21 protein-coding genes, 1 pseudogene and 1 riboswitch are annotated in these 20245 nt (G+C 34.1%); of the genes and pseudogenes, 18 read left to right on the top strand and 4 right to left on the bottom strand.

Annotation, left to right across the window (positions count from 1 at the left end; all coding sequences use genetic code 11):
• The first annotated feature begins 2 nt into the window (after positions 1-2).
• The 4 genes from priA to FWJ34_RS02545 all read left to right on the top strand — a co-directional run bounded on the left by priA (position 3) and on the right by FWJ34_RS02545 (position 5743).
• Complete coding sequence (priA, locus tag FWJ34_RS02560; protein WP_308253762.1) at positions 3-2543, top strand: primosomal protein N'; 2541 nt, start codon at positions 3-5, stop codon at positions 2541-2543.
• Positions 2544-2695: 152 nt separating this feature from the next.
• Positions 2696-3016, top strand: a complete 321-nt coding sequence (locus FWJ34_RS02555; RefSeq protein ID WP_308253782.1) for a DUF3155 domain-containing protein — start codon at positions 2696-2698, stop codon at positions 3014-3016.
• A 397-nt stretch (positions 3017-3413) separates the two neighbouring features.
• A complete protein-coding gene (locus tag FWJ34_RS02550; RefSeq protein ID WP_308253761.1) occupies positions 3414-4694 on the top strand; it encodes a folylpolyglutamate synthase/dihydrofolate synthase family protein in 1281 nt (426 codons plus the stop codon).
• Between the two features lie 89 nt (positions 4695-4783).
• Complete coding sequence (locus FWJ34_RS02545; protein ID WP_308253760.1) at positions 4784-5743, top strand: PhoH family protein; 960 nt, start codon at positions 4784-4786, stop codon at positions 5741-5743.
• Here FWJ34_RS02545 and FWJ34_RS02540 read toward each other — a convergent pair.
• On the bottom strand, positions 5666-6019 hold the full coding sequence (locus FWJ34_RS02540) for a hypothetical protein (protein WP_308253759.1): 354 nt from the start codon (positions 6017-6019) through the stop codon (positions 5666-5668). The genes FWJ34_RS02545 and FWJ34_RS02540 overlap by 78 nt on opposite strands.
• Positions 6020-6352: 333 nt before the next feature.
• Positions 6353-6464, top strand: a riboswitch (guanidine-I (ykkC/yxkD leader).
• 62 nt (positions 6465-6526) lie between these two features.
• On the opposite strand from FWJ34_RS02540, the gene speB reads away from it, so the two are divergent.
• The 10 genes and pseudogenes from speB to FWJ34_RS02490 all read left to right on the top strand — a co-directional run bounded on the left by speB (position 6527) and on the right by FWJ34_RS02490 (position 13216).
• Complete coding sequence (gene speB, locus FWJ34_RS02535; RefSeq protein ID WP_308253758.1) at positions 6527-7684, top strand: agmatinase; 1158 nt, start codon at positions 6527-6529, stop codon at positions 7682-7684.
• Between the two features lie 168 nt (positions 7685-7852).
• A complete protein-coding gene (locus tag FWJ34_RS02530) occupies positions 7853-8071 on the top strand; it encodes a hypothetical protein (RefSeq protein ID WP_308253757.1) in 219 nt (72 codons plus the stop codon).
• Positions 8072-8112: 41 nt separating this feature from the next.
• On the top strand, positions 8113-8352 hold the full coding sequence (locus FWJ34_RS02525) for a hypothetical protein (protein WP_308253756.1): 240 nt from the start codon (positions 8113-8115) through the stop codon (positions 8350-8352).
• A 9-nt stretch (positions 8353-8361) separates the two neighbouring features.
• A pseudogene (gene hypA / locus FWJ34_RS02520) lies at positions 8362-8718 on the top strand (hydrogenase maturation nickel metallochaperone HypA).
• 109 nt (positions 8719-8827) lie between these two features.
• Positions 8828-9535: a hydrogenase nickel incorporation protein HypB gene (gene hypB, locus FWJ34_RS02515; protein ID WP_308253755.1), complete on the top strand. Its 708-nt coding sequence runs from the start codon at positions 8828-8830 to the stop codon at positions 9533-9535.
• A gap of 84 nt (positions 9536-9619) precedes the next feature.
• Positions 9620-10675, top strand: coding sequence for an ABC transporter substrate-binding protein (locus tag FWJ34_RS02510; protein ID WP_308253754.1), 1056 nt, complete (start codon positions 9620-9622; stop codon positions 10673-10675).
• A gap of 176 nt (positions 10676-10851) precedes the next feature.
• Positions 10852-11685: an ABC transporter permease gene (locus tag FWJ34_RS02505; RefSeq protein ID WP_308253753.1), complete on the top strand. Its 834-nt coding sequence runs from the start codon at positions 10852-10854 to the stop codon at positions 11683-11685.
• A 38-nt stretch (positions 11686-11723) separates the two neighbouring features.
• Positions 11724-12500, top strand: a complete 777-nt coding sequence (locus tag FWJ34_RS02500; RefSeq protein WP_308253752.1) for an ABC transporter ATP-binding protein — start codon at positions 11724-11726, stop codon at positions 12498-12500.
• Positions 12501-12590: 90 nt separating this feature from the next.
• Positions 12591-12833, top strand: a complete 243-nt coding sequence (locus FWJ34_RS02495; RefSeq protein ID WP_308253751.1) for a type II toxin-antitoxin system prevent-host-death family antitoxin — start codon at positions 12591-12593, stop codon at positions 12831-12833.
• Positions 12830-13216, top strand: a complete 387-nt coding sequence (locus FWJ34_RS02490) for a type II toxin-antitoxin system VapC family toxin (RefSeq protein WP_308253750.1) — start codon at positions 12830-12832, stop codon at positions 13214-13216. The genes FWJ34_RS02495 and FWJ34_RS02490 overlap by 4 nt, the downstream gene beginning before the upstream one ends.
• Before the next feature lie 248 nt (positions 13217-13464).
• Here FWJ34_RS02490 and FWJ34_RS02485 read toward each other — a convergent pair whose 3' ends face one another.
• Positions 13465-14358, bottom strand: coding sequence for a LysR family transcriptional regulator (locus FWJ34_RS02485; protein WP_308253749.1), 894 nt, complete (start codon positions 14356-14358; stop codon positions 13465-13467).
• Between the two features lie 115 nt (positions 14359-14473).
• Between FWJ34_RS02485 and FWJ34_RS02480 the strand changes: the two genes are divergently transcribed.
• From FWJ34_RS02480 to FWJ34_RS02465, 4 genes are read left to right on the top strand one after another with little or no spacing between them, the layout of a single operon-like run.
• Entirely contained in the window at positions 14474-14851 is a 378-nt protein-coding gene (locus tag FWJ34_RS02480; RefSeq protein WP_308253748.1) for a hypothetical protein, read from the top strand.
• A gap of 7 nt (positions 14852-14858) precedes the next feature.
• A complete protein-coding gene (locus FWJ34_RS02475; protein ID WP_308253747.1) occupies positions 14859-14999 on the top strand; it encodes a hypothetical protein in 141 nt (46 codons plus the stop codon).
• 28 nt (positions 15000-15027) lie between these two features.
• Positions 15028-15399, top strand: coding sequence for a cupin domain-containing protein (locus FWJ34_RS02470; RefSeq protein WP_308253746.1), 372 nt, complete (start codon positions 15028-15030; stop codon positions 15397-15399).
• Positions 15383-16360, top strand: coding sequence for a DMT family transporter (locus FWJ34_RS02465; protein ID WP_308253745.1), 978 nt, complete (start codon positions 15383-15385; stop codon positions 16358-16360). The genes FWJ34_RS02470 and FWJ34_RS02465 overlap by 17 nt, the downstream gene beginning before the upstream one ends.
• A 189-nt stretch (positions 16361-16549) precedes the next feature.
• Here the strand turns inward: FWJ34_RS02465 and FWJ34_RS02460 are convergent, their stop codons facing one another.
• Entirely contained in the window at positions 16550-17818 is a 1269-nt protein-coding gene (locus FWJ34_RS02460; RefSeq protein ID WP_308253744.1) for a cytosine deaminase, read from the bottom strand.
• A 53-nt stretch (positions 17819-17871) separates the two neighbouring features.
• Positions 17872-20245, bottom strand: a 2374-nt coding sequence (locus tag FWJ34_RS02455; protein ID WP_308253743.1) for an EAL domain-containing protein, incomplete at its 5' end; no start/stop codon positions are given.

The raw sequence follows: 20245 nt of genomic DNA, 5'->3' as shown, positions 1-20245 counted from the left end.
AAATGATCAAACTTGCCGAGCCAATTTATTATTACCAAGTGAAAAGTATCTCATTCCCTCAATGGGTAGAAGTTTTAGTCGATTGTGTCTATGCTGAAGGATTATACACTTACAAAATTAAGCCTGATACCATCATTAAAGCCGGTGATATTGTTAGTATTCCTTTTGGTAATGCCATCGTCGGTGGTATTGTGATCAGATTATTATCTCAACCTCCTGAAAATTTGGCGATCGAGAATATCAAAGAAATTGATGAGGTTATTACTACAGGGTTTTTTCCTTCACATTATTGGAAATTACTTGAACTTACAGCCGAATACTATCTCACCGATTTAATCAATGTAGTTAGGGTGGCTTTACCGCCAAAGTTATTGGGTAAATCTCAACGAAGATTAAGATTATTAAGCCAAAATATTCCCGATAATTACGAAGATGATTGTAATATTAATCAAATGCAAATCATCAAATTACTGAAACAAAGTAAAACAAAAGATTATAGTTATAGTTTTATCAATCAAAAAGTAACCAACGCCAGAAAAGCAATTACCGCATTAGTTAAGCGTCAATGGCTAGAAATTTATTTGCAACCTCCCTCAAAGGCAACCCCAAAGTTAACCAAAGTTGTGACATTTTTAGGGGAAAACGAAGACAGTCAACTGAGTCAAAAACAACGAGATGTATTGACAATTTTGAAAAATAATGAAGGAGAGTTAGCTTTGCCAGAATTACTGAGAATCTGTGAGTTAAATAGTAATTCTGTAGTAAATACGTTGGCAAAAAAAGGTTGTGTGGTGATTCAAGAAAGAGAAACTTTACGTTTATTACGGGATTCTTCACCAAAAAAAGACCAACCTAAAATATTGACAAAAGATCAGGCTCGTGCATTAGATATTATTAACAGTTTGGATTGTTATTCTACGGTATTATTACATGGAGTGACAGGCTCAGGAAAAACAGAAGTTTACTTACAGGCGATCGCACCTATTCTAAAAAAGAAAAAATCCGCCTTAGTCTTAGTGCCTGAAATCGGATTAACACCGCAATTAACCGATAGATTTAGGGCAAGATTCGGGGAAAAAGTATGCGTATATCACAGCGCTTTAAGTGACGGTGAAAGATATGACACATGGCGACAAATGTTAACAGGAGAAGCTCAAATTATTATCGGCACTCGTAGTGCAGTTTTTGCACCATTGCCCAATATTGGTCTGATAATCTTAGATGAAGAACATGATACCAGTTTCAAACAACATCAACCGATACCCACCTATCATGCAGTCAAAATAGCTCAATATCGAGCAGAATTAGTCAATTGTCCGCTAATATTAGGCTCTGCTACTCCTTCCCTCGAATCTTGGCGACTTGCCACGGAAAATAAGCCTTTAATACTCCAAAATAGCGAACTTTCTACTTCCCGAGACTTGGGAGTAGGGAGGCAAAAACACCAAAATTATTACTTATCCTTGCCTAATCGTATCCAAAATCGCCCCTTGCCTCCAGTGGAAATTATAGACATGCGTCAAGAATTGCGTAAAGGCAACCGCAGTATTTTTAGCTATAGCCTTCGAGATGCCTTAAATAACCTCAAAACTCAAGGAAAACAAGCAATTTTATTTATTTCTCGGCGAGGACATAGTACTTTTGTCTCTTGTCGTAGCTGTGGTTATGTGATGGAATGCCCCCATTGTGACGTATCGTTATCTTATCATTATACTCACGAAGGGGCAACGGAATTATTACGATGTCATTATTGTAATCATACCGAATTGCATCCCAAAAAATGTCCTCAATGTTTTTCCCCTTACCTAAAGTTTTTCGGCACAGGCACACAAAAAGTATTATTAGAGTTAGAAAAAGAGTTTCCTGATTTAAAAATCTTACGTTTTGATAGCGATACTACTAGCACAAAAAATGCTCACCGCCGTATTTTAGAGCAATTTGCTGAGGGTAAAGCCGATGTATTAATAGGCACTCAAATGTTAACCAAAGGCATCGATTTAGCCCAAGTAACCCTCGTGGGAGTAGTTTCTGCTGATGGTTTACTTTTTCATTCTGATTATAGAGCTAGTGAGAGAGCTTTTCAAACTTTAACCCAAGTGGCAGGGCGCGCAGGTAGAGGTGATGACGCTGGAAAAGTGATTATTCAAACTTACTCTCCTGAACATCCTGTGATTCAAGCTGTCCAAAATCATGATTATTTAGCTTTTTGTCAACGAGAATTACCAGAAAGAAAGAGTTTAGATTATCCCCCTTACGGTAATTTAATTTTACTTAAGTTTGGTGGCATTGACGGTGATAAAGTTAGACAATCTGCCGATACTGTTGCAGATATTTGTACTAATTTATTATCAGATAATATCGAAATTTTAGGACCTGCTCCTGCTAATGTGATGAGAGTAGCTAGGCGTTATCGTTGGCAAATCCTCCTAAAATCTGCGGATATTTTCCCAGTAGAAATCAAGCAAAAATTATTAACGTTAAAACAGTATTGCCATAATGGAGTAACCTTAGTAATTGACGCTGATCCTTTAAGAATAGAATAAAAATTAACACTCATGCTTTTTGACGCACCCCTAAGTAATGAAACGAAGATGATTTTATGTCAAAAAGGGGCTTGACTTTTAAGAAAAAACGTTATATAATTCTCGAAAAATGTAGTAAATATAACATTTAACTTATGAAGGAGGAAGTAAGGTTGGCTAGAAAAAGAAAACGTAAAAGTCGCCGCCGCCTTGAAGGTCGAAAAATTCTTGAACTCGTGCCTCATTTCTATATCGAAAGTGGAGAAGATAAACCAGTTACAGCTGCTCGTAAACACATTAGAGCAAATGGTATTACTCCTCCCGCTTTATTAGTAGTTAAAAGAAATGAACATACTACTGATAGATATTTTTGGGCTGAAAAAGGATTATTTGGTGCTCAATACGTTGAAGAAAATCATTTTCTTTTCCCTAGTTTAAGAGTTATTAAACCTCAAGTCAAAGTAACTGCTCCCGCTTTGTCAACAGTTCATTAGTATTCTCTCTAGCTTTGAGATTTCATCTGTTTTATCAAATAAATTTTTATTTTTTATATTGTATATTGACTAAGGGTTTTACCCTTTATTTTTTTGCTTATCTATGGCCATAAATGATTTAGAATTGTTATATAGCAATACTAAATCAGTTGTGAAATATTTAAAGATAGGAAATAATGTTTTACCTATTATTCAACAAGGGGTTTAAACCTCTTGCCTTTAATATCAGGTTCGATTAAATAGTTATAGTAATATTTCACGCAAAGGCGCCAAGACGCAAAGAAGTTCGCAAATTTTTATTATAAGTAATCATCCGAACTTGATATAAATTTGTAGTTCTTCCTTATTTTGCCACGAATCATTTAGGATTGTTATATATTTTCTGCTAATTAAAAATATGACAAAAAATCTTGAATCTTTATTGCAATCTTATCAAAAATTTGGCATTAATTTAGGTTTAGAAAGAATTAAAAAGTTATTACAATCTTTAGATAATCCCCAGCAAAAAGTTCCCATAATTCACGTTGCAGGTACTAATGGTAAAGGTTCAGTTTGTGCTTATTTATCTTCAATTTTTACTCAAGCTGGTTATCAAACAGGGCGATTTACTTCCCCTCATTTAGTTAATTGGAATGAAAGAATTTGTCTTAATGAAAAACCAATTACAGAAGAAAAATTATTTAATATTCTTAAAAAAATTCAAAAAGTAATTGATCTTAATTCTGAATCTCCTACTCAATTTGAAGTTATCACCGCCGCCGCATGGGTTTATTTTGACACATCAGAATTTGACATTGCCATTATGGAAGTAGGATTAGGCGGCAGATTAGATGCTACTAATGTTAGCGATCGTCCGTTAGCCAGTATAATTACTTCTATTAGTCGTGAACATTGGCAGAGATTAGGGGATACTTTAGCTAAGATTGCCTCAGAAAAAGCTGGTATTCTTAAAAAAGAATGCCCTGTTATTATCGGTGATTTACCTCAAGAAGCGAAAGAAGTTGTTGAAAATAAGATCAAAACTCTTAATTGGCCTCATATTTGGGTAAAATCTGCGAAAAGAATCCCTCAACATCCTCAAAATTGGGCAAAATATCAAGATATTGAATATCCTTTACCCCTCAATGGTGATATACAATTACACAATTCCGCTTTAGCGATCGCCACTTGCCAAATATTACAACAAAAGGGATGGAATTTAAGCCTCGAATCTATACAAGAAGGGATGAAAAAAGCCCGTTGGCGAGGTAGAATTGAATGGATTACATGGGAAGAACAAAAAATTCTCATCGATGGTGCTCACAATGTCGCTTCGGCACAAGTTTTAAGAGAATATGTTGATACCTTGAATACTAACATTATTTGGGTCATGGGAATACTATCCACAAAAGATCATCAGGGTATTTTTCAGGCTTTGTTGCGATCGCAAGATGAATTACATTTAGTACCTGTCCCTGATCATAGTACAGCATTAACGGAAAATATAGCACAAATAGCAATAAAAGTCAATCCTGATTTAATTACAATTAATACTTATGACGATTTATTTTTAGCTTTAGAAACCGTAAAAAAAACTGTTAATCATCATCAAACTATCGTTATTTGTGGCTCATTATATTTATTAGGATATTTTTTAAGTACCATTAATAAACCTAACCAATCGTACATAATTAAGTAATGAGTAATGAGTAATGAGTAATGAGTAACGAGGAATTAATAATTAACCATGATCAATTAATATAGCTAAAACCTAACATCTAATTAAATATGACAGAAGATTCTCAAACTATTTTTTTACCCAATATTGCCAGTGCCATTGCTTTAGCCGGTAGCCAAGAAGAAAATTTAAAATATATTTCTCGTCATACTGGTGCAACTTTAATCTTACGAGGTCAAGATTTAGTAATTTATGGTAAGCAAAAACCAGTACAAAGAACTGTTGATGTTATTTATTGTCTTAAACCTTATTGGAGTGATGCAAAACCTTTAACTCAACCAGATATTATGACGGCTTTTCAGGCTTTAGATACTGGAAAACAAGAAGAATATCAAAATATTCAACAAGAAGTATTAGCAAAAACCCGTAACGGTGAGTTAATTCGTGCCAAAACTTTTCGTCAAAGACAATATATTAAGGCTATTCAACAACATGATATTACTTTTGGAATCGGTCCTGCAGGTACAGGAAAAACTTTTTTAGCTGCGGTTTTAGCCGTACAAGCCTTACTTAAAGATGAATGCGATCGACTTATCTTAACACGCCCGGCGGTGGAAGCAGGAGAAAGATTAGGATTTTTACCCGGAGACTTACAACAACAAGTAAACCCATTTTTACGCCCTCTTTATGATGCCTTATATGAGTTCATTGATCCTGTAAAAATTCCTGAATTGATGGAAAAAGGGAAAATTGAAGTTGCACCTTTAGCATACATGAGAGGAAGAACTTTAACTAATGCTTATATCATCGTTGATGAAGCTCAAAATACCACCCCCGCCCAACTAAAAATGGTGTTAACTCGTCTTGGTTTTGGCTCAAAAATGATCGTAACAGGAGATATTACCCAAACAGATTTACCCTCAAATCAACAATCAGGATTAGTGGTAGCCACAAAAATTCTCAGAAATGTCGAAGGTATTGGTTTTTGTTATCTAACTCAAGCCGACGTTGTTAGACATCCCCTTGTGCAAAAAATTGTCGCTGCTTATGAAGCAAATAGTAATAATTAATCTTTGAATAAAACAACTTAATTCTACGGCAATAATATTTAACTCGTTATTATTGGTAGCTTTCCCCGTAGCATTATAGCCTATATCTCCAGCGATCGCCATAAAGATATTATAATCAGTAATAAGGAAAGCCTTCGCCGTCAAATATTCATCTAATAAAGATTGTTTAATCTCGTCAATTTTCTCTCGATATTTGTTACTAATTAAGCCTTTTTTTATGGTTTCTGCAATTAAATTAATTAAGGCTTGATCAACTCTCCAGGTTAAATATAGCAATAAATGGATTAATTAAGACATTCTCAAAATCTATAGTTGTCATTTCGAGATAACCAGAGGAATATCAAAACGTCCTAATCAACTCGTTATCTGCCATATGTAAAATAATTTTAGCAGTAGAAAAAATTAAGATAATGGAATTGTAAATAAACTTGACAATCAATGTAAATAGAGAGTGAATTTAGAGAAGAAATTAACCACTATCTATATTGAATTAAACCGTATTTGAAAACACTCGATCTCTATAGTTAAAGATTAAACGATTTTCGTATCTTTCTATACAGTTATCCCCTGCCGGGGTTTGGTATTGTAAATCCAAAATTAAAAGCAATTAAAGAAGGTTTCTAGGGTTCCGATGTGAAAACATGACAGGTCCGAGAGAGACGAGCTACTAAGAATTTGAAGAAAAATAGTAGCTACACGGAGGGAGAAAAGCCCGGGAGGAAGTGATGGTAAATGCTGTCACCCTTCTGGGCTTTGTCATTCATATATATAGGAGAACATCTGATGAGTAATCAACCAGAAAGCGAAGCGCAAAAAGCCCTCGAAAAGGAGACTCAACTATCATTGACGGGGTGGCAACAGGAAGTTCAAGACGGTTTAAAATATGGACTCGAAGCGGCCGATAGTATCAAAGATCGCACTATTTCCACTTTCTCCCGAGGAGAATTGCCCCACTATGCAGGTATTAACACATTTTTAAAAGCCCCTTATATAGAAGATGTCAATAAGGTTGGAAATTATGATGTGGCGATCGTCGGTGTACCTCATGACTCTGGTACTACTTACCGCCCCGGTACAAGATTTGGCCCTCAAGGTATCCGCCGTATCAGTGCCTTATATACTCCCTATAATTTCGAGTTGGGAGTGGATTTAAGGGAACAAATTAAACTCTGTGACGTGGGCGATATATTTACTATTCCTGCTAACAATGAAAAATCTTTTGATCAAATCTCTAAAGGTATTGCTCATATCTTCAAGTCAGGAGCATTTCCTATTATATTGGGGGGTGATCATTCTATTGGTTTTCCCACTGTCAGGGGGATTTGTCGTCATTTAGGGGATAAAAAGGTGGGAATCATTCATTTCGATCGCCATGTGGACACTCAAGAGACAGACTTAGACGAAAGAATGCACACTTGTCCTTGGTTTCATGCTACTAATATGGCAAACGCACCAGCAAAAAATCTTGTACAACTAGGCATAGGCGGTTGGCAAGTGCCACGTCAGGGGGTTAAGGTATGCCGTGAAAGGGCTACTAATATCCTTACCGTTACCGACATTATGGAAATGGGCTTAGATGCGGCTGCCGATTTTGCCATCGAAAAAGCAACAGATGGTACTGATTGCGTCTGGATTAGCTTTGATATTGACTGTATAGATGCAGGATTTGTACCCGGCACGGGATGGCCCGAACCAGGAGGCTTATTACCTCGTGAGGCTTTATACCTGCTTAAGAAAATTGTCCAAAATACGACAGTTTGCGGTATTGAGATAGTGGAAGTTTCTCCTCCCTATGATGTCAGTGATATGACTTCTTTAATGGCAACCCGTGTTATTTGCGATACTATGGCTCATTTAGTGGTTTCTGGGCAATTACCTCGCAAAGAGAAACCTGACTATATCCATGAAGAAGCCCAAGTAGTTGATGAGCCTTGGAGTTAGTTTTTTCTCTCGCAACCCCCCTTTATCCCCCCTAATAGGGAAGACAGCAAAGGCGCAAAGGTTAATTTTTCCTGTATTTTTTGACAATCTTTTATATTCTGCTTTCTTACTAACAACTTGAGTCATAGATTATCCTAATAATTAATCACAAATTAAGGTTGAGAAAATATGAATATAGAGGACATTCAAAATACCATCGAGGGGATGTTAGCTGTGCAAAGAGGCTTACAAGAATCTCAATTAAAACTCCATGAAGAACAGTTGAAACTAAATCAAGCCTTAGAGCAATTACTCAATCTCCATATTACCCATGAGATAAAGCACATTGACTATGAAGAAAGGTTGTTACAACTTACTCGCCGAATTGAAAATTTAGAAAAAAGTTAAACTCTTATATCTTAAGAATGATCAAATATTAGATTAAGACTATGAATATAGAGGACATTCAAAATACCATCGAAGGGATGTTAGCTGTACAAAGAGGCTTACAGGAGTCTCAATTAAAATTACAGGAGTCTCAAATCAAACTCCATGACGAACAGTTGAAACTAAATAAAGCCTTAGAACAATTACTCAATCTTCACATTACCCATGAAATCAAGCAGATTGACTATGAAGAAAGGTTGTTACAACTCACTCGTCGAATTGAAAATTTAGAAAAAAGTTAAACTCCTATCATGCACGAAACGGATATGACAAAGGCTCTCATTATAACAGTAAAAGACTGGTATGACTCTCAACCCCAACCCTACAAAATGTAAAAAGTTCAATTAATTGTAGGGGAGTTTACCTGTGTTGAACCTGCTTCTTTAGAATTTGCCTTTGAGGTGCAAACCCGCAACACTTTCCTTGAGGGAGCAACCTTAGCTATTAAAGAAGTTCCCTTAGTTGCCTATTGTCATCATTGCCAAGAAGAATACAAGCCCCAAATCGGTTTACAGTATTCCTGCCCTCAGTGTCATTCTCCTATGGATGATATTCGCTCAGGTAGAGAGTTAAAGATCGATCGACTTGAGTATTCTACTATTTCTTGATCCCCCTTGTCCACCTATTTAATAAGGGAATTGAGATTTTAAGCCTTATCTATGAATGTGGGCATTGCCCACCCTACAAAAAAATACTGATTACAAATTCCTAATTATTATGCACCAAACATTCGATGCCGCTTTAGAAATTAACCTACTCCACGCCAATCAAGCCGGTGCTGATCACAATCGATCGCACTTTGACGAATGGGGTATTACTTGTTTTAACCTCATGAGTAGCCCAGGGGCAGGTAAAACCGCCCTGTTAGAAAAAACCCTCGCTCATCTTAATCAAGAGTTAAAAATGGCAGTCATTGAAGGAGATATGACTACCGAATTAGATGCCGATCGATTACGCCTTCATAATGTACCTGTTATCGCCATTAATACGGGTCGATCATGTCATTTAGACTCCAAGATGGTATCAGGGGGTATTCATCAATTAGTCGCTAAATATGATCCCTCACAGTTCGATCTGGTGTGGGTAGAAAACGTTGGTAACTTAGTTTGTCCAGCAGAATTTGAAGTAGGCGAACACGCAAAAGTAGCACTCTTGAGCATCACCGAAGGAGAAGACAAACCTCTTAAATATCCCATTATGTTTCAAGAAGCTGATTGTTTGCTCATCACTAAGATGGATTTAGCCCCCTACTTAGATTTTGACCTCAAAAAACTAATTAATAACGTCAGACAGATGAATCCTGATGTAATTATTATTCCTGTATCTAGTAAGACAGAAATGGGGTTAGATGAATGGTTTACTTGGGTCAAAAATCAGGTTAATGATCGCAAAAATCTTCAAAAATCAGAACTTATCGCTATTTAAACAAATCAGTTTGTAGAAGCATAATATATTATGCCCGTACGGGGCTTAAGCCCTTTTACCGTAAATTATCATTTTATATAAATAATGAAACGACGATCACTTTTATCATATATTGTCATATTCTTGGCAACTGTTAGCTTAAGTGTAGCTTGTTCTAACCCCGCATCAAATATTCAGACTAACACAGAAACCCCAACAACTCCAAACACTTCCACTGAAACGGCAGTCAGACTGGGTTTTAGTGCTTGGCCTGGTTGGTTTCCTTGGCAAGTAGCAAATGATCAAGGTATTTTTGATCAAAATAATGTCAAGGTGGATCTTAAGTGGTTTGATGGCTATCTCGAATCCATTAGTACTTTAAATGCTCAACAAATTGACGCCAACAGTCAAACCCTTGGGGATACAGTAAACTCGATCGCCGGAGGTGCAGATCAAGTTATCGTGTTAGTTAATGATAACTCCACAGGTAACGATAAAATCATCGTCAGTGAAGGTATTAATACAGTTCAAGATTTGAAAGGCAAAAAAGTAGCCGCCGAAGAAGGCACAGTAGATCATTTTCTTTTACTTTTAGGGATGAAAGAAGCAGGTTTAAAACCAGAAGACATTGAATTTGTACCACTGGAAACCGGTTCAGCCGCCGCCGCTTTTGTAGCAGGTCAAGTTGATGCTGTAGCTGTGTTTGCACCCTTTACCACTCAAGCCTTAACTCGCCCTAATAGTAAAGAGTTATTTAGCTCAAAAGACTTTCCTGGTTCAATATCTGATCATCTTGTTTTCACTCGTAAATTTGTAGAAGAAAACCCCGAAAAGGTACAGGCAATGGTAGATAGTTGGTTCGCCACTTTAGACTATATCAAACAAAATCCAGATAAAGCTAATGAAATTATGGCAAAACGGGCAGGAGTTTCCGTTGATGAATATAAAGAATATGCAGGAGGTACAAAGTTATTTACAATCGAGGAAAACTTAGAAGCATTTAAGGAGGGTAATGATAGAAAATCTCTTTATTTTTCTGCCCAAGAAATGAGCAAATTTTTGGTAGATGTAGGTTTAGCAACTCAACCAGCAGATATTAGCAAAATTTTTGACGATCGATTTATCAAAGCCTACGCAGAAAAGAACAAAACTAAAAGTTAATATTTTCTTGTAAATTCGATTAACACTAACCAAAATCAAGTTCATTTAATCACTTAACACTCTTTCTAATACCCTTTGCGTCATGAGCGTCTTTGCGAGAAATAATCTAATTCTCTAATGAAGCAACTTCTAATTATACGAACTTGAGAACATCATGCGAAAAAAGAATACTAATTATGATGATAACCAAAAACATGGAAAAAAGCAAAGCAAATATACTTAATGGTTTTTGGCGCTTATCGGAAGACATACCCAAACCTCTATATATTAGCCTAACCATTTCCTCGATCGCACTCCCGTTAATATTATGGTGGTTAGTGACGACGATAGGCAATATTGATCCGAAATTTTTACCATCTCCTGCTAACGTATTCCAGGCTTTTGTAAGGTTATGGAAAAGTGGCGACTTAGTTAAAGATACCATAGCTAGTTTATGGAGAGTGGGATTTGGCTTTTTCTTCGCCGCCTTATTCGCTATTCCTATCGGTATTTTAATGGGGAGTTTTGCCAGTATCAGAGCATTATTTGAACCTCTATTTGGTTTAATGCGTTATATGCCAGCACCCGCCTTTATTCCCCTTCTCATACTATACCTTGGCATTGGAGAAGAACCGAAAATCACTCTTATATTTATAGGTGTATTTTTCTTTAATGCGTTAATGGTTATGGATACTGTAAAATTTGTATCAAAAGACCTGATCGAATCAACGTATATTTTAGGTGGTAATCCTTGGCAAATTTTAACTCAAGTGATATTTCCTCATTCTTTACCCGGTATTCTTGATGCTTGTCGTATTAATTTAGCCGCTGCATGGCAGTTAGTGATTGTGTCTGAGTTGATAGCATCCACCGAAGGTTTAGGAAGGCGTATCAGTGTCGCTGGAAGATTTTTACGCACTGATGAAATTTTTGTGGGTTTAATTGTCATTGGCATTATCGGTTTATCTTTAGATTTATTCTTTCAATATCTATTAAGAGTATCCTGTAATTGGGCTAGTCAAAAACGTTAATTTTCATTTAATTTAGTTTAATCTTGGAGAAAAAAATCATGTTTTTACAAGTTAGTAATTTACATAAAAATTTTGAGACAAAAAATGGCAAATTAGCTGTTTTAAAAGATATTAATATGACTATCGTACAAGAAGAATTTATTTGTGCAGTAGGAGCTTCAGGTTCAGGTAAATCTACCTTATTACGTCAAATAGCTGGATTAGATAAACCTTGTTTTGGAGAGGTAAGAATTGATGGAAAAACCATTACAGCACCAGGACCTGATCGAGGTATGGTGTTTCAACATTATACTCTTTATCCTTGGTTAAATGTACAAGAAAACACAGAATTTGGTTTGAAATTACAAGGAATATCAAAAAAAGAACGTAAAGAAAAAGCTAGTTATTATTTAAGTGTAGTCGGTTTAACTAATTTTGCTAAATCCTTACCTAAAGAATTATCAGGAGGTATGAAACAACGAGTGGCGATCGCTCGTGCATTAACATCAGAACCTAAAGTATTACTAATGGATGAACCTTTTGGGGCATTGGATATTCATACTAAAGAATCTATGCACGAATTTATGTTAGATTTGTGGCAACGCACCAATTTAACTATCTTCATGATTACCCACGATGTGGAAGAAGCGGTATTTTTATCTAATCGTATCTATGCTTTAGGTGCTCGTCCGGGTACTGTAAGAAAAGAAATGACAATTAATTTACCTGAAAGAACTGCTCATGTCAAGCGTCATAGCCAATTCCATGACTATCGTGATGAGTTAATGGAATTAATGCGTTTACATGGTAAAGAAGCCTTAACTATGGTGGCTTGATTTGATTACAATAACTATTTCTCGGTTATCTGAGTATCAATCAATAAATCTAAGTTATAATTAGTTTAGTTTATTGAACTTAGTTTAAAGATGAATATTGTCAATATCCACCAAGCAAAAACACAACTTTCTCAATTACTATCAAGGGTAGAAAAAGGAGAAAAAATTATCATTGCCAATCGGGGAAAACCCGTAGCCTATTTAACTCCCTATACCGAATCTCTCCTTCCCAAACGTATTGCTGGACGTTTACGAGGAAAATTTACCGTATCAGAGGATTTTTTTCATACTGATGAAGAATTAATTAATTTGTTTGAAGAGGAAGAAAGTTGAAATTATTGCTAGATACTCACTGTTGGTTATGGTGGTTAGTTGAGCCTGAAAAATTGAGCGAGACGGCAATAGAAGCCATTACTAATGATAAAAATGAACTATGGTTATCTGTAGCAAGTATTTGGGAAATCGGAATTAAATTCAAGGGCAGTAAATTAAATTTACCCCAACCTCCAGAAATTCTGATTCCTCAACAAATGCAAATAGATGGAATCTTAGCTTTATCCATTACTCCTAGTCATGCACTGTTAGCTTCTGCTTTACCTTTACATCATAAAGATCCTTTTGATCGAATGTTAATCGCTCAAACTCAACAGGAAACTATGACAATCTTAACTAATGATAGCACTTTTAATTTTTATAATATCAGAATTTTATGGTAATAGATATAATTCTACATCTTTCTAAATTATAAACTCAATAATATTTATCTAATTCTTGATAGTTGGGTAACTCATTTTTTATTATTTTACCTTCTCTAATTACAAGACGATCGCTTTGATTTCAAGAAAACAATTCATTAAAATAACGAGCTTTAAAAACAATATTAAGTTAATTATTTTTACTACTATTTTCGTCACAATCAAAGTCTAAATCTAAGTTTCTTTCTTTGGCTAGTTGAAAAACTTTCTTAAACCCAAGGATCAAGTTTAAATTCTGACTTTAAAAAATTAATAAAACAATTGATTTTAGCAGGATAAAAACGACTACGACGATAAACGGCATTAATAGGAAATGATGTAGGAGGATAATCTTGTAACACAATTTGAAGATCATTTTCATAAATTTTATCACCAAACATCCATACCGGTGCAACGGCAATACCTAAACCTGATAAAATTGCTGATCGAATAGCGATAGAACTATCAGTTTGAAAATATCCTGCAACTTGTACTTTAATTAATCCGTCTTTTCCTTGAAAATGCCACTCATTTCCTGTTGCTAGATTACTATAAACAATACAGTGATGATTAACTAAATCTTCAGGAGTTTGTGGTTCACCTGCTTGATCAAAATAGTCTTTTGTTGCTATCGTTATACGATGAGTAGTGCCAATATGATGACTAATCAGAGAATTATCTTGGCGATCGCCAATACGGATTAAAACATCTAAACCTTGTTCCACCATATTCACAAAATGATCTGCCATCACCAAATTGATTTTGAGATCAGGATAATATTTGATAAAAGTATTTAATCTGGGTACAATCTGCATTTGTCCAAAAAGAACAGAACAACCTATTCGTAAAGTACCTTTGGCTTCCTCTTTTCCTCTTAAATTCGCTTCAGCTTCGGTAACAGTTTCCAAAATTTGCTGACAGTATTGATAATATATTTTGCCCTCTTCCGTTAAACATAAATTCGTAGTAGAACGAATCAGTAATTGTACTCCTAAATATTTTTCTAGGGCAACAATTTGTTTACTAATAGTTGGTTGCGTCGTCTGTTGTTCTCGTGCTACAGCAGAAAAACTATTTAATTCAACCGCTCTAACAAAACTCTGCATACAAGCAAGTCGATCCATACAAAAGTTTTACCTCTTCCAAAATGGCATATCTGATATTCTAATTTGCCCACTTCTCAAAAAAAATTAAATAAATTACCATACCGTTATTAATTTCATTGATTTCCCAAAAAAAATGTTAAAGTCAAAATTTTTTAGCCCTTTTCTGACTCCTTTAGCCGTTGCTACGGTTATCACGGTGGGAAATGTCGCTCTTGATAGTTTTATTCCCCAATTTGAGAATAAGGCGATCTCAGCTCCAGAACTAACAGCAAAGCAAAAAATTGAGCTAGTGACCAAAAATAAAGGACAAATTGGTGGAGGTGATCAATTACGTCGCTTTTTCTTTGGTGATTTATTACCTTTAGGGGTACAGCCCGGAGGTGCTGGTATGGTGGTGAATCTTTACAACAAAGCCAATGATGTCACCTTTTCTTACTGTGCTACCTATGATGTGGTTGTAGCCGTAAAAAAAGGTAAAGTAACCATGTTTCCCCCCAATGAAGTCAAGTAATTAATTGATGGTTACCATTAGGCTTTCAGGAGTTGATATGTCGAGAATGGGCGGTCGTGTCCTTTATCGTGTAAGTGCTAAATTACAAGAAATAGGAGACGAAATCCCCATCGGTTCGGCAATGGTAAGATTAAAGGATCAAACTTAAGTACTTATTTAATCAAACTCTAATGATAATGATGAATAGAAGAATTTTTGCCTTAGAAGCTTATACTTGTTCTGATGATCAAAATGCTACGGTGACGGAAATTACTCAGACTGAAAACTCTAGTATTGCCGTATGGTTAGTTAAACCCGGACAAATTGTTCAATCTCATTATCACCCAGACGGACAAGATACTTGGGTTATGATTAAAGGTACTTTAACCTATTATTTAGGTGATGGTCAAAGTCAAAGTTTAAATGCGGGTGAAGTTGCTTTAGCTCAAAAAAATCAGATTCATGGGGCGATGAATAAAAGTAACGAAGATGCTGTGTTTGTCTCTATTTATTCTGCACCAAACATCGGCTATGAAAAAGCATTATTAACAGATGATGAAAAGTATTGATAATGTACAAAAAAATTTAAGTCGAGTTCCTACTAAAATATATCTTATTATTGCAGTTTTAATTTTTGGGGCTTCTAACTCCGTTACCACTAAACTTATTGACATTGGTAAATCTCACTTAATTGATGGTCAAAATCCAATTTCACCCTGTAATGTTTTATTTGTGGGTAATCTTTGTGCTTTAGGATTAATGTTCCTAATTTTTCATCACGATTGGAAATTTACTACTCTTAAAGTTTTAACTCGTCAAGATTGGATTAGTTTAACCGTTACGGGTATTTTATCAGGGGCGATCGCTCCTTGGCTAATTTTTACAGCTCTTGAGAACACTAACGTAACTAATATTGTTTTAATTGGACGTATAGAACCTATCTTAAACCTAATTTTGGGTGTTTGGTTGTTAAGTTCACCAGTTAATTTTTGGACAATGACAGGCTCTATTGTATCCTTTTTGGGTGTGGTTACCACTGCTTTATTGGCAAGTTCTGGACAGATGATTACTATGGGCGGATTTCAAATCGGAATCGGTGAATTTTTTGTGGCGATCGCCTCTCTTATCTCTTCGATTTCCTCCATTATGGGTAAATTACAATTGAGATCTATTCCTTTAGGAATTTTCATGATTTATCGTAATATACTAGGCACTGTAATTTTTTTTCTCTTAGCTAATTTTCTTTATGGATTAGATCATTTTAATCATGTATTATCTCCTTTTCTTTGGCAATGGATGTTAATATATGCAGGAATTATTGTCGTATTTGGTCAATATTGTTGGTTAGCAGCTTTAAAGAATGCCACCTCAACGCAAATTAACTTAGCTAGTTTATTTAATCCGATAGTTGCTATTTTTATGGCTTATGTGATTTTAGGAGAAATTCCTACTATAGCTCAATATTTAGGAGGAAGTTTATTGCTAATAGGAATTATCCTTAGTTTTTTAGGTAATTTACCTCAATCTTAGATCTTGCATCTCTATCATCAATTCTCGATAAGGATAGGGAAAAGGGAAGAGGGAAGAGGGAAAAGTAATCAGAATTGATTTTAAAACTCCTAAAATTGATTTTTCCCGTTTTGTTTCATTGGTATTATTGTACTAGTGCAAGCAAGATCTGAGTCAATAATTAGGGGTTGCAGTAAGATGAGCCTCTTTTTAATCTAATTCTTGATAGTTAGGTAACTGATTTTTTATTATCTTACCATCTCTAATGATAAGACGATCGCTTTGATTTCGAGAAAACAATTCACTAAAATAACGAGCTTTAAACACTACTAAATTAGCGGGAGAATTTACCCTTATTTGCCCTAAATCTGGTAATTTCATCAAATCAGCAGGAATTTTAGTAACAGAGGTAATCCAGTCACTATAAGGAGTGTCTAAATGCACAATCTTTACTGACTGGTTAAACACTTCTAACATATCATGATCTCCGAAACCGAAAAAAGGATCACGACAATTATCACTAGCAAAAGTAACTTTTATTCCTGCTTTTTTAAATTCTTTTACCCTCGTTACACCCCGCCAAAAAGGAGTAATATTTTCTTGTCTATCCTGCAAATATAAATTACACATCGGCAAACTAACAATACTAATATTTGCTTCTTTGACTAAGTTAATTATTTTTACTACTATTTCTTTGGGTTGTATAGATAAACTACAACAATGTCCGCACAATATATTATTAGTAAAATTCATTTTCAATGCTGTTTCAGCAATTTTTTGCAAACAAATTGAGTCAATTTCTCCGTTTTCGTCACAATGAAAGTCTAAATCTAAGTTTCTTTCTTTGGCTAGTTGAAAAACTTTTTCTAACTGATTTTCTAAGTCTGGATTAGTATAAGCAACACCTCCTAAAATTCCGCCAATTTCTGCAATTTTATCTGCTAATTTCACACCATTTTCTGTTAAAAAATAATCTAAACTAACTAAAGAAACGGCTTGTAAAGTAATTTTATTTTGCCATGCTTTTTGTAATTTTTGCCAAACTTTTAGACTAATATCGGCTTGATTTTCATGACAATCTAAATGTGTTCTAATAGCGATCGTACCATAGGCGTAACTACATTTCAAAGCAAATTCCATACGCTTATATAAGTCTTCTTCATCCCAGAAAATAGCATCTTTCTTCACAGTTTCTAAGGCAGTTTTGAAATCACCTTGTAAGTTTGGCGATCGCTCAAAAATATGTCCTTTATCAAGATGAGTATGTATATCAACAAAACAAGGCAAAATAATTCTTTTTTGTAAATCAATGCCAATGGTATCATGAGAAGCTGAAATAATTTGACTAATTTTTCCTTCTTGAATTTGTAAATCAGCTAAACATAAATTTTCTTTTGTATCTGGAATAAATCGATTATCTGTGATTAAACAAGTAGGAATATGAGCATTTTTGAGCCAATAATTATTTTGGTTTATCATTACTTTTTATCGAAAAATATCAGGTAATTTTCAATCCATAAATTTATCTTAAACTATTCTACTATACTTGATTGATATACCTTTAGCTTTTTTAATTCATTGTCAATAAATTTAGTCGCATCTTCCGCTTTGATAGGTTTAGAATATAAATATCCTTGTCCATAATTACAGTTAATTTTTTTTAATATTTGCTCTTGAATATCAGTTTCAATACCTTCAGCTACTACGTCTAAAGAGAGATTATGTGCTAAAGTAATAATCGCTTCTACAATGGGATGTTTTTGATTAAGATGAATTAAAGGTTGAATAAAAGCTCTATCAATTTTGAGAGTATTAAAAGGCAGACGGTGAAGATAACTAAGAGAAGAATATCCAGTGCCAAAATCATCAAGGGAAATTTTTAAATTACGAGCTTGAATTTTGTCTAAAATTTCTTTAGCATGATCATAATTATTCATTAAAATTGTTTCTGTAATTTCAATTTTTAAAAAATGAGGATTAACTTTAGTTATAGTTATAATTTCATCTAATTCTGTCAAAAAATTAGGGTTTAATAATTGTTTACTAGAGACGTTAACTGCTGTAAATAATTTTAACTCACCATAGAAATCTTCCCATTGTTTTATTTGTTTTGCTGCTGTGTGTAAAATCCATTTTCCCATAGAAAGAATTAACCCTGGATCCTCAGCCATAGGAATAAATTCTACTGGAGAAATAAATCCATGAATAGGGCTTATCCAACGAATTAAGGCTTCAAATCCAGCAATTATTCCTGTTTTTAAATTGATAATTGGTTGATAATAAAGTTCTAATTCTTCATTCTCTAAGGCTTTTCTTAATGCAGATTCTAAACTTAATCTTTTGACTAAATCTGTGTGCATAGTCGGGTTAAAAACTCGATAACAATTACGCCCGTTTTCTTTAGCTTGATACATAGCTAAATCCGCATCTCTAATCATTTCTTCCCCTTTACGATAACCAAATGAACTTAATGTTATACCAATACTTACCGATGAAAAAACATTTTGTCCATGTAAAACAATATTTATTTTACAACTATTAATGATTTTTGTAGCAATATCATAACTTTCTTGTTCTGATTTTATATCTGGTAAAAATACCACAAATTCATCACCACTAATCCGGGCAACAGTATCATTTTCTTTTACACAATTTACTATTTTATCGGCAATTAAAGTTAATAATTCATCTCCTATTTTATGACCTAAACTATCGTTAATTTTTTTAAATTCATCAATATCAATTAATAAAATACCACAAAAATTTTGACGATTATTATTAACTCTATTTAAGAATTGTGTTAGCCTATCCATTAAGAGAAAACGATTAGGTAATCCTGTTAATTTATCATGAAAAGCATCATAAAATATTTGCTCTTCCATTACTTTTAACTCAGAAATATCGATAATTTGTTCAATAAATTGGATAATTTCTCCCTGATTATTTCTTAAAGCTGTAATGTTAACAATAGTATAAACTACTGAACCATTATGGGCTAGAAAACGTCTTTCTTGACTATCTTGATCTAAATATTCTGTAATAATTTTTTGTTTAAATAAAACACATTTTTCTCGATCATCAGGATGGCATATATAAGTCTCTTCTTGATTAATTAAATCAGAAAAAGGATATTGTAATAATTCATAAAGAGAGTTATTAACTTGAAGTATTTTCCCTTCTAAATTAGTAATTATCATCCCAATAGGTGCTAATTCAAAAATTAATCTTAATTCTTCTTCACTTTTTTCTAATGCTTTTTGAATTTTAGTTCTATTAGTAATATCAGTAATAATGCCATCAATACTAATCATATTATTATTTTCATCATAAACAATATGAGCTCGATCTCTAATATATTTTTCCTCTCCATCACCAACTAAAATACGATATTCTATATCATGAGACTGAAGATTATCCCCTAATAATGATATGTTAAATAAATTAGAATAAATTTCTTTGATTTGTTGTTTTTGTTGAGGATGTACTAATTCTAACCAATAGGTTCTTTTTTGAAAAAAATTAGATAAAGGAGTTTTAAATATAATTTCGGCGGCACGATTTATATAAGTTAATTGTAAGGTTTGAGGATGAATTGACCAAATTACATCTTCTAATGAAAAAAGCATATTTTTAAGTCTTTCTTGACTTTCTTCTAAAGCAATATTTATTTGTTGTTTTTCTAATTCTGTTTCTTCTGCTACAATAATTCTGGCGATCGCTTGACAAATAGATTCCATGAGAGTATCTTGATAAGTAAAATTATAGTGACTATTGCTATTACTTAAATTAAATAGATGTAATACTCCATAAATATTATTGTTAATAAAAATAGGTGTACCTAAATAAAAATCGATATTAAATTCTTGAGATATTAACTGTTGTAATACTACACTTTCTCCTATAACT

Source organism: Geminocystis sp. GBBB08 (genome assembly GCF_016743215.1).
Classification (GTDB): Bacteria; Cyanobacteriota; Cyanobacteriia; order Cyanobacteriales; family Cyanobacteriaceae; genus Geminocystis.
The sequence above is the reverse complement of the archived record's forward strand: the minus strand, read 5'-3'. Positions and strand labels throughout refer to the sequence as shown.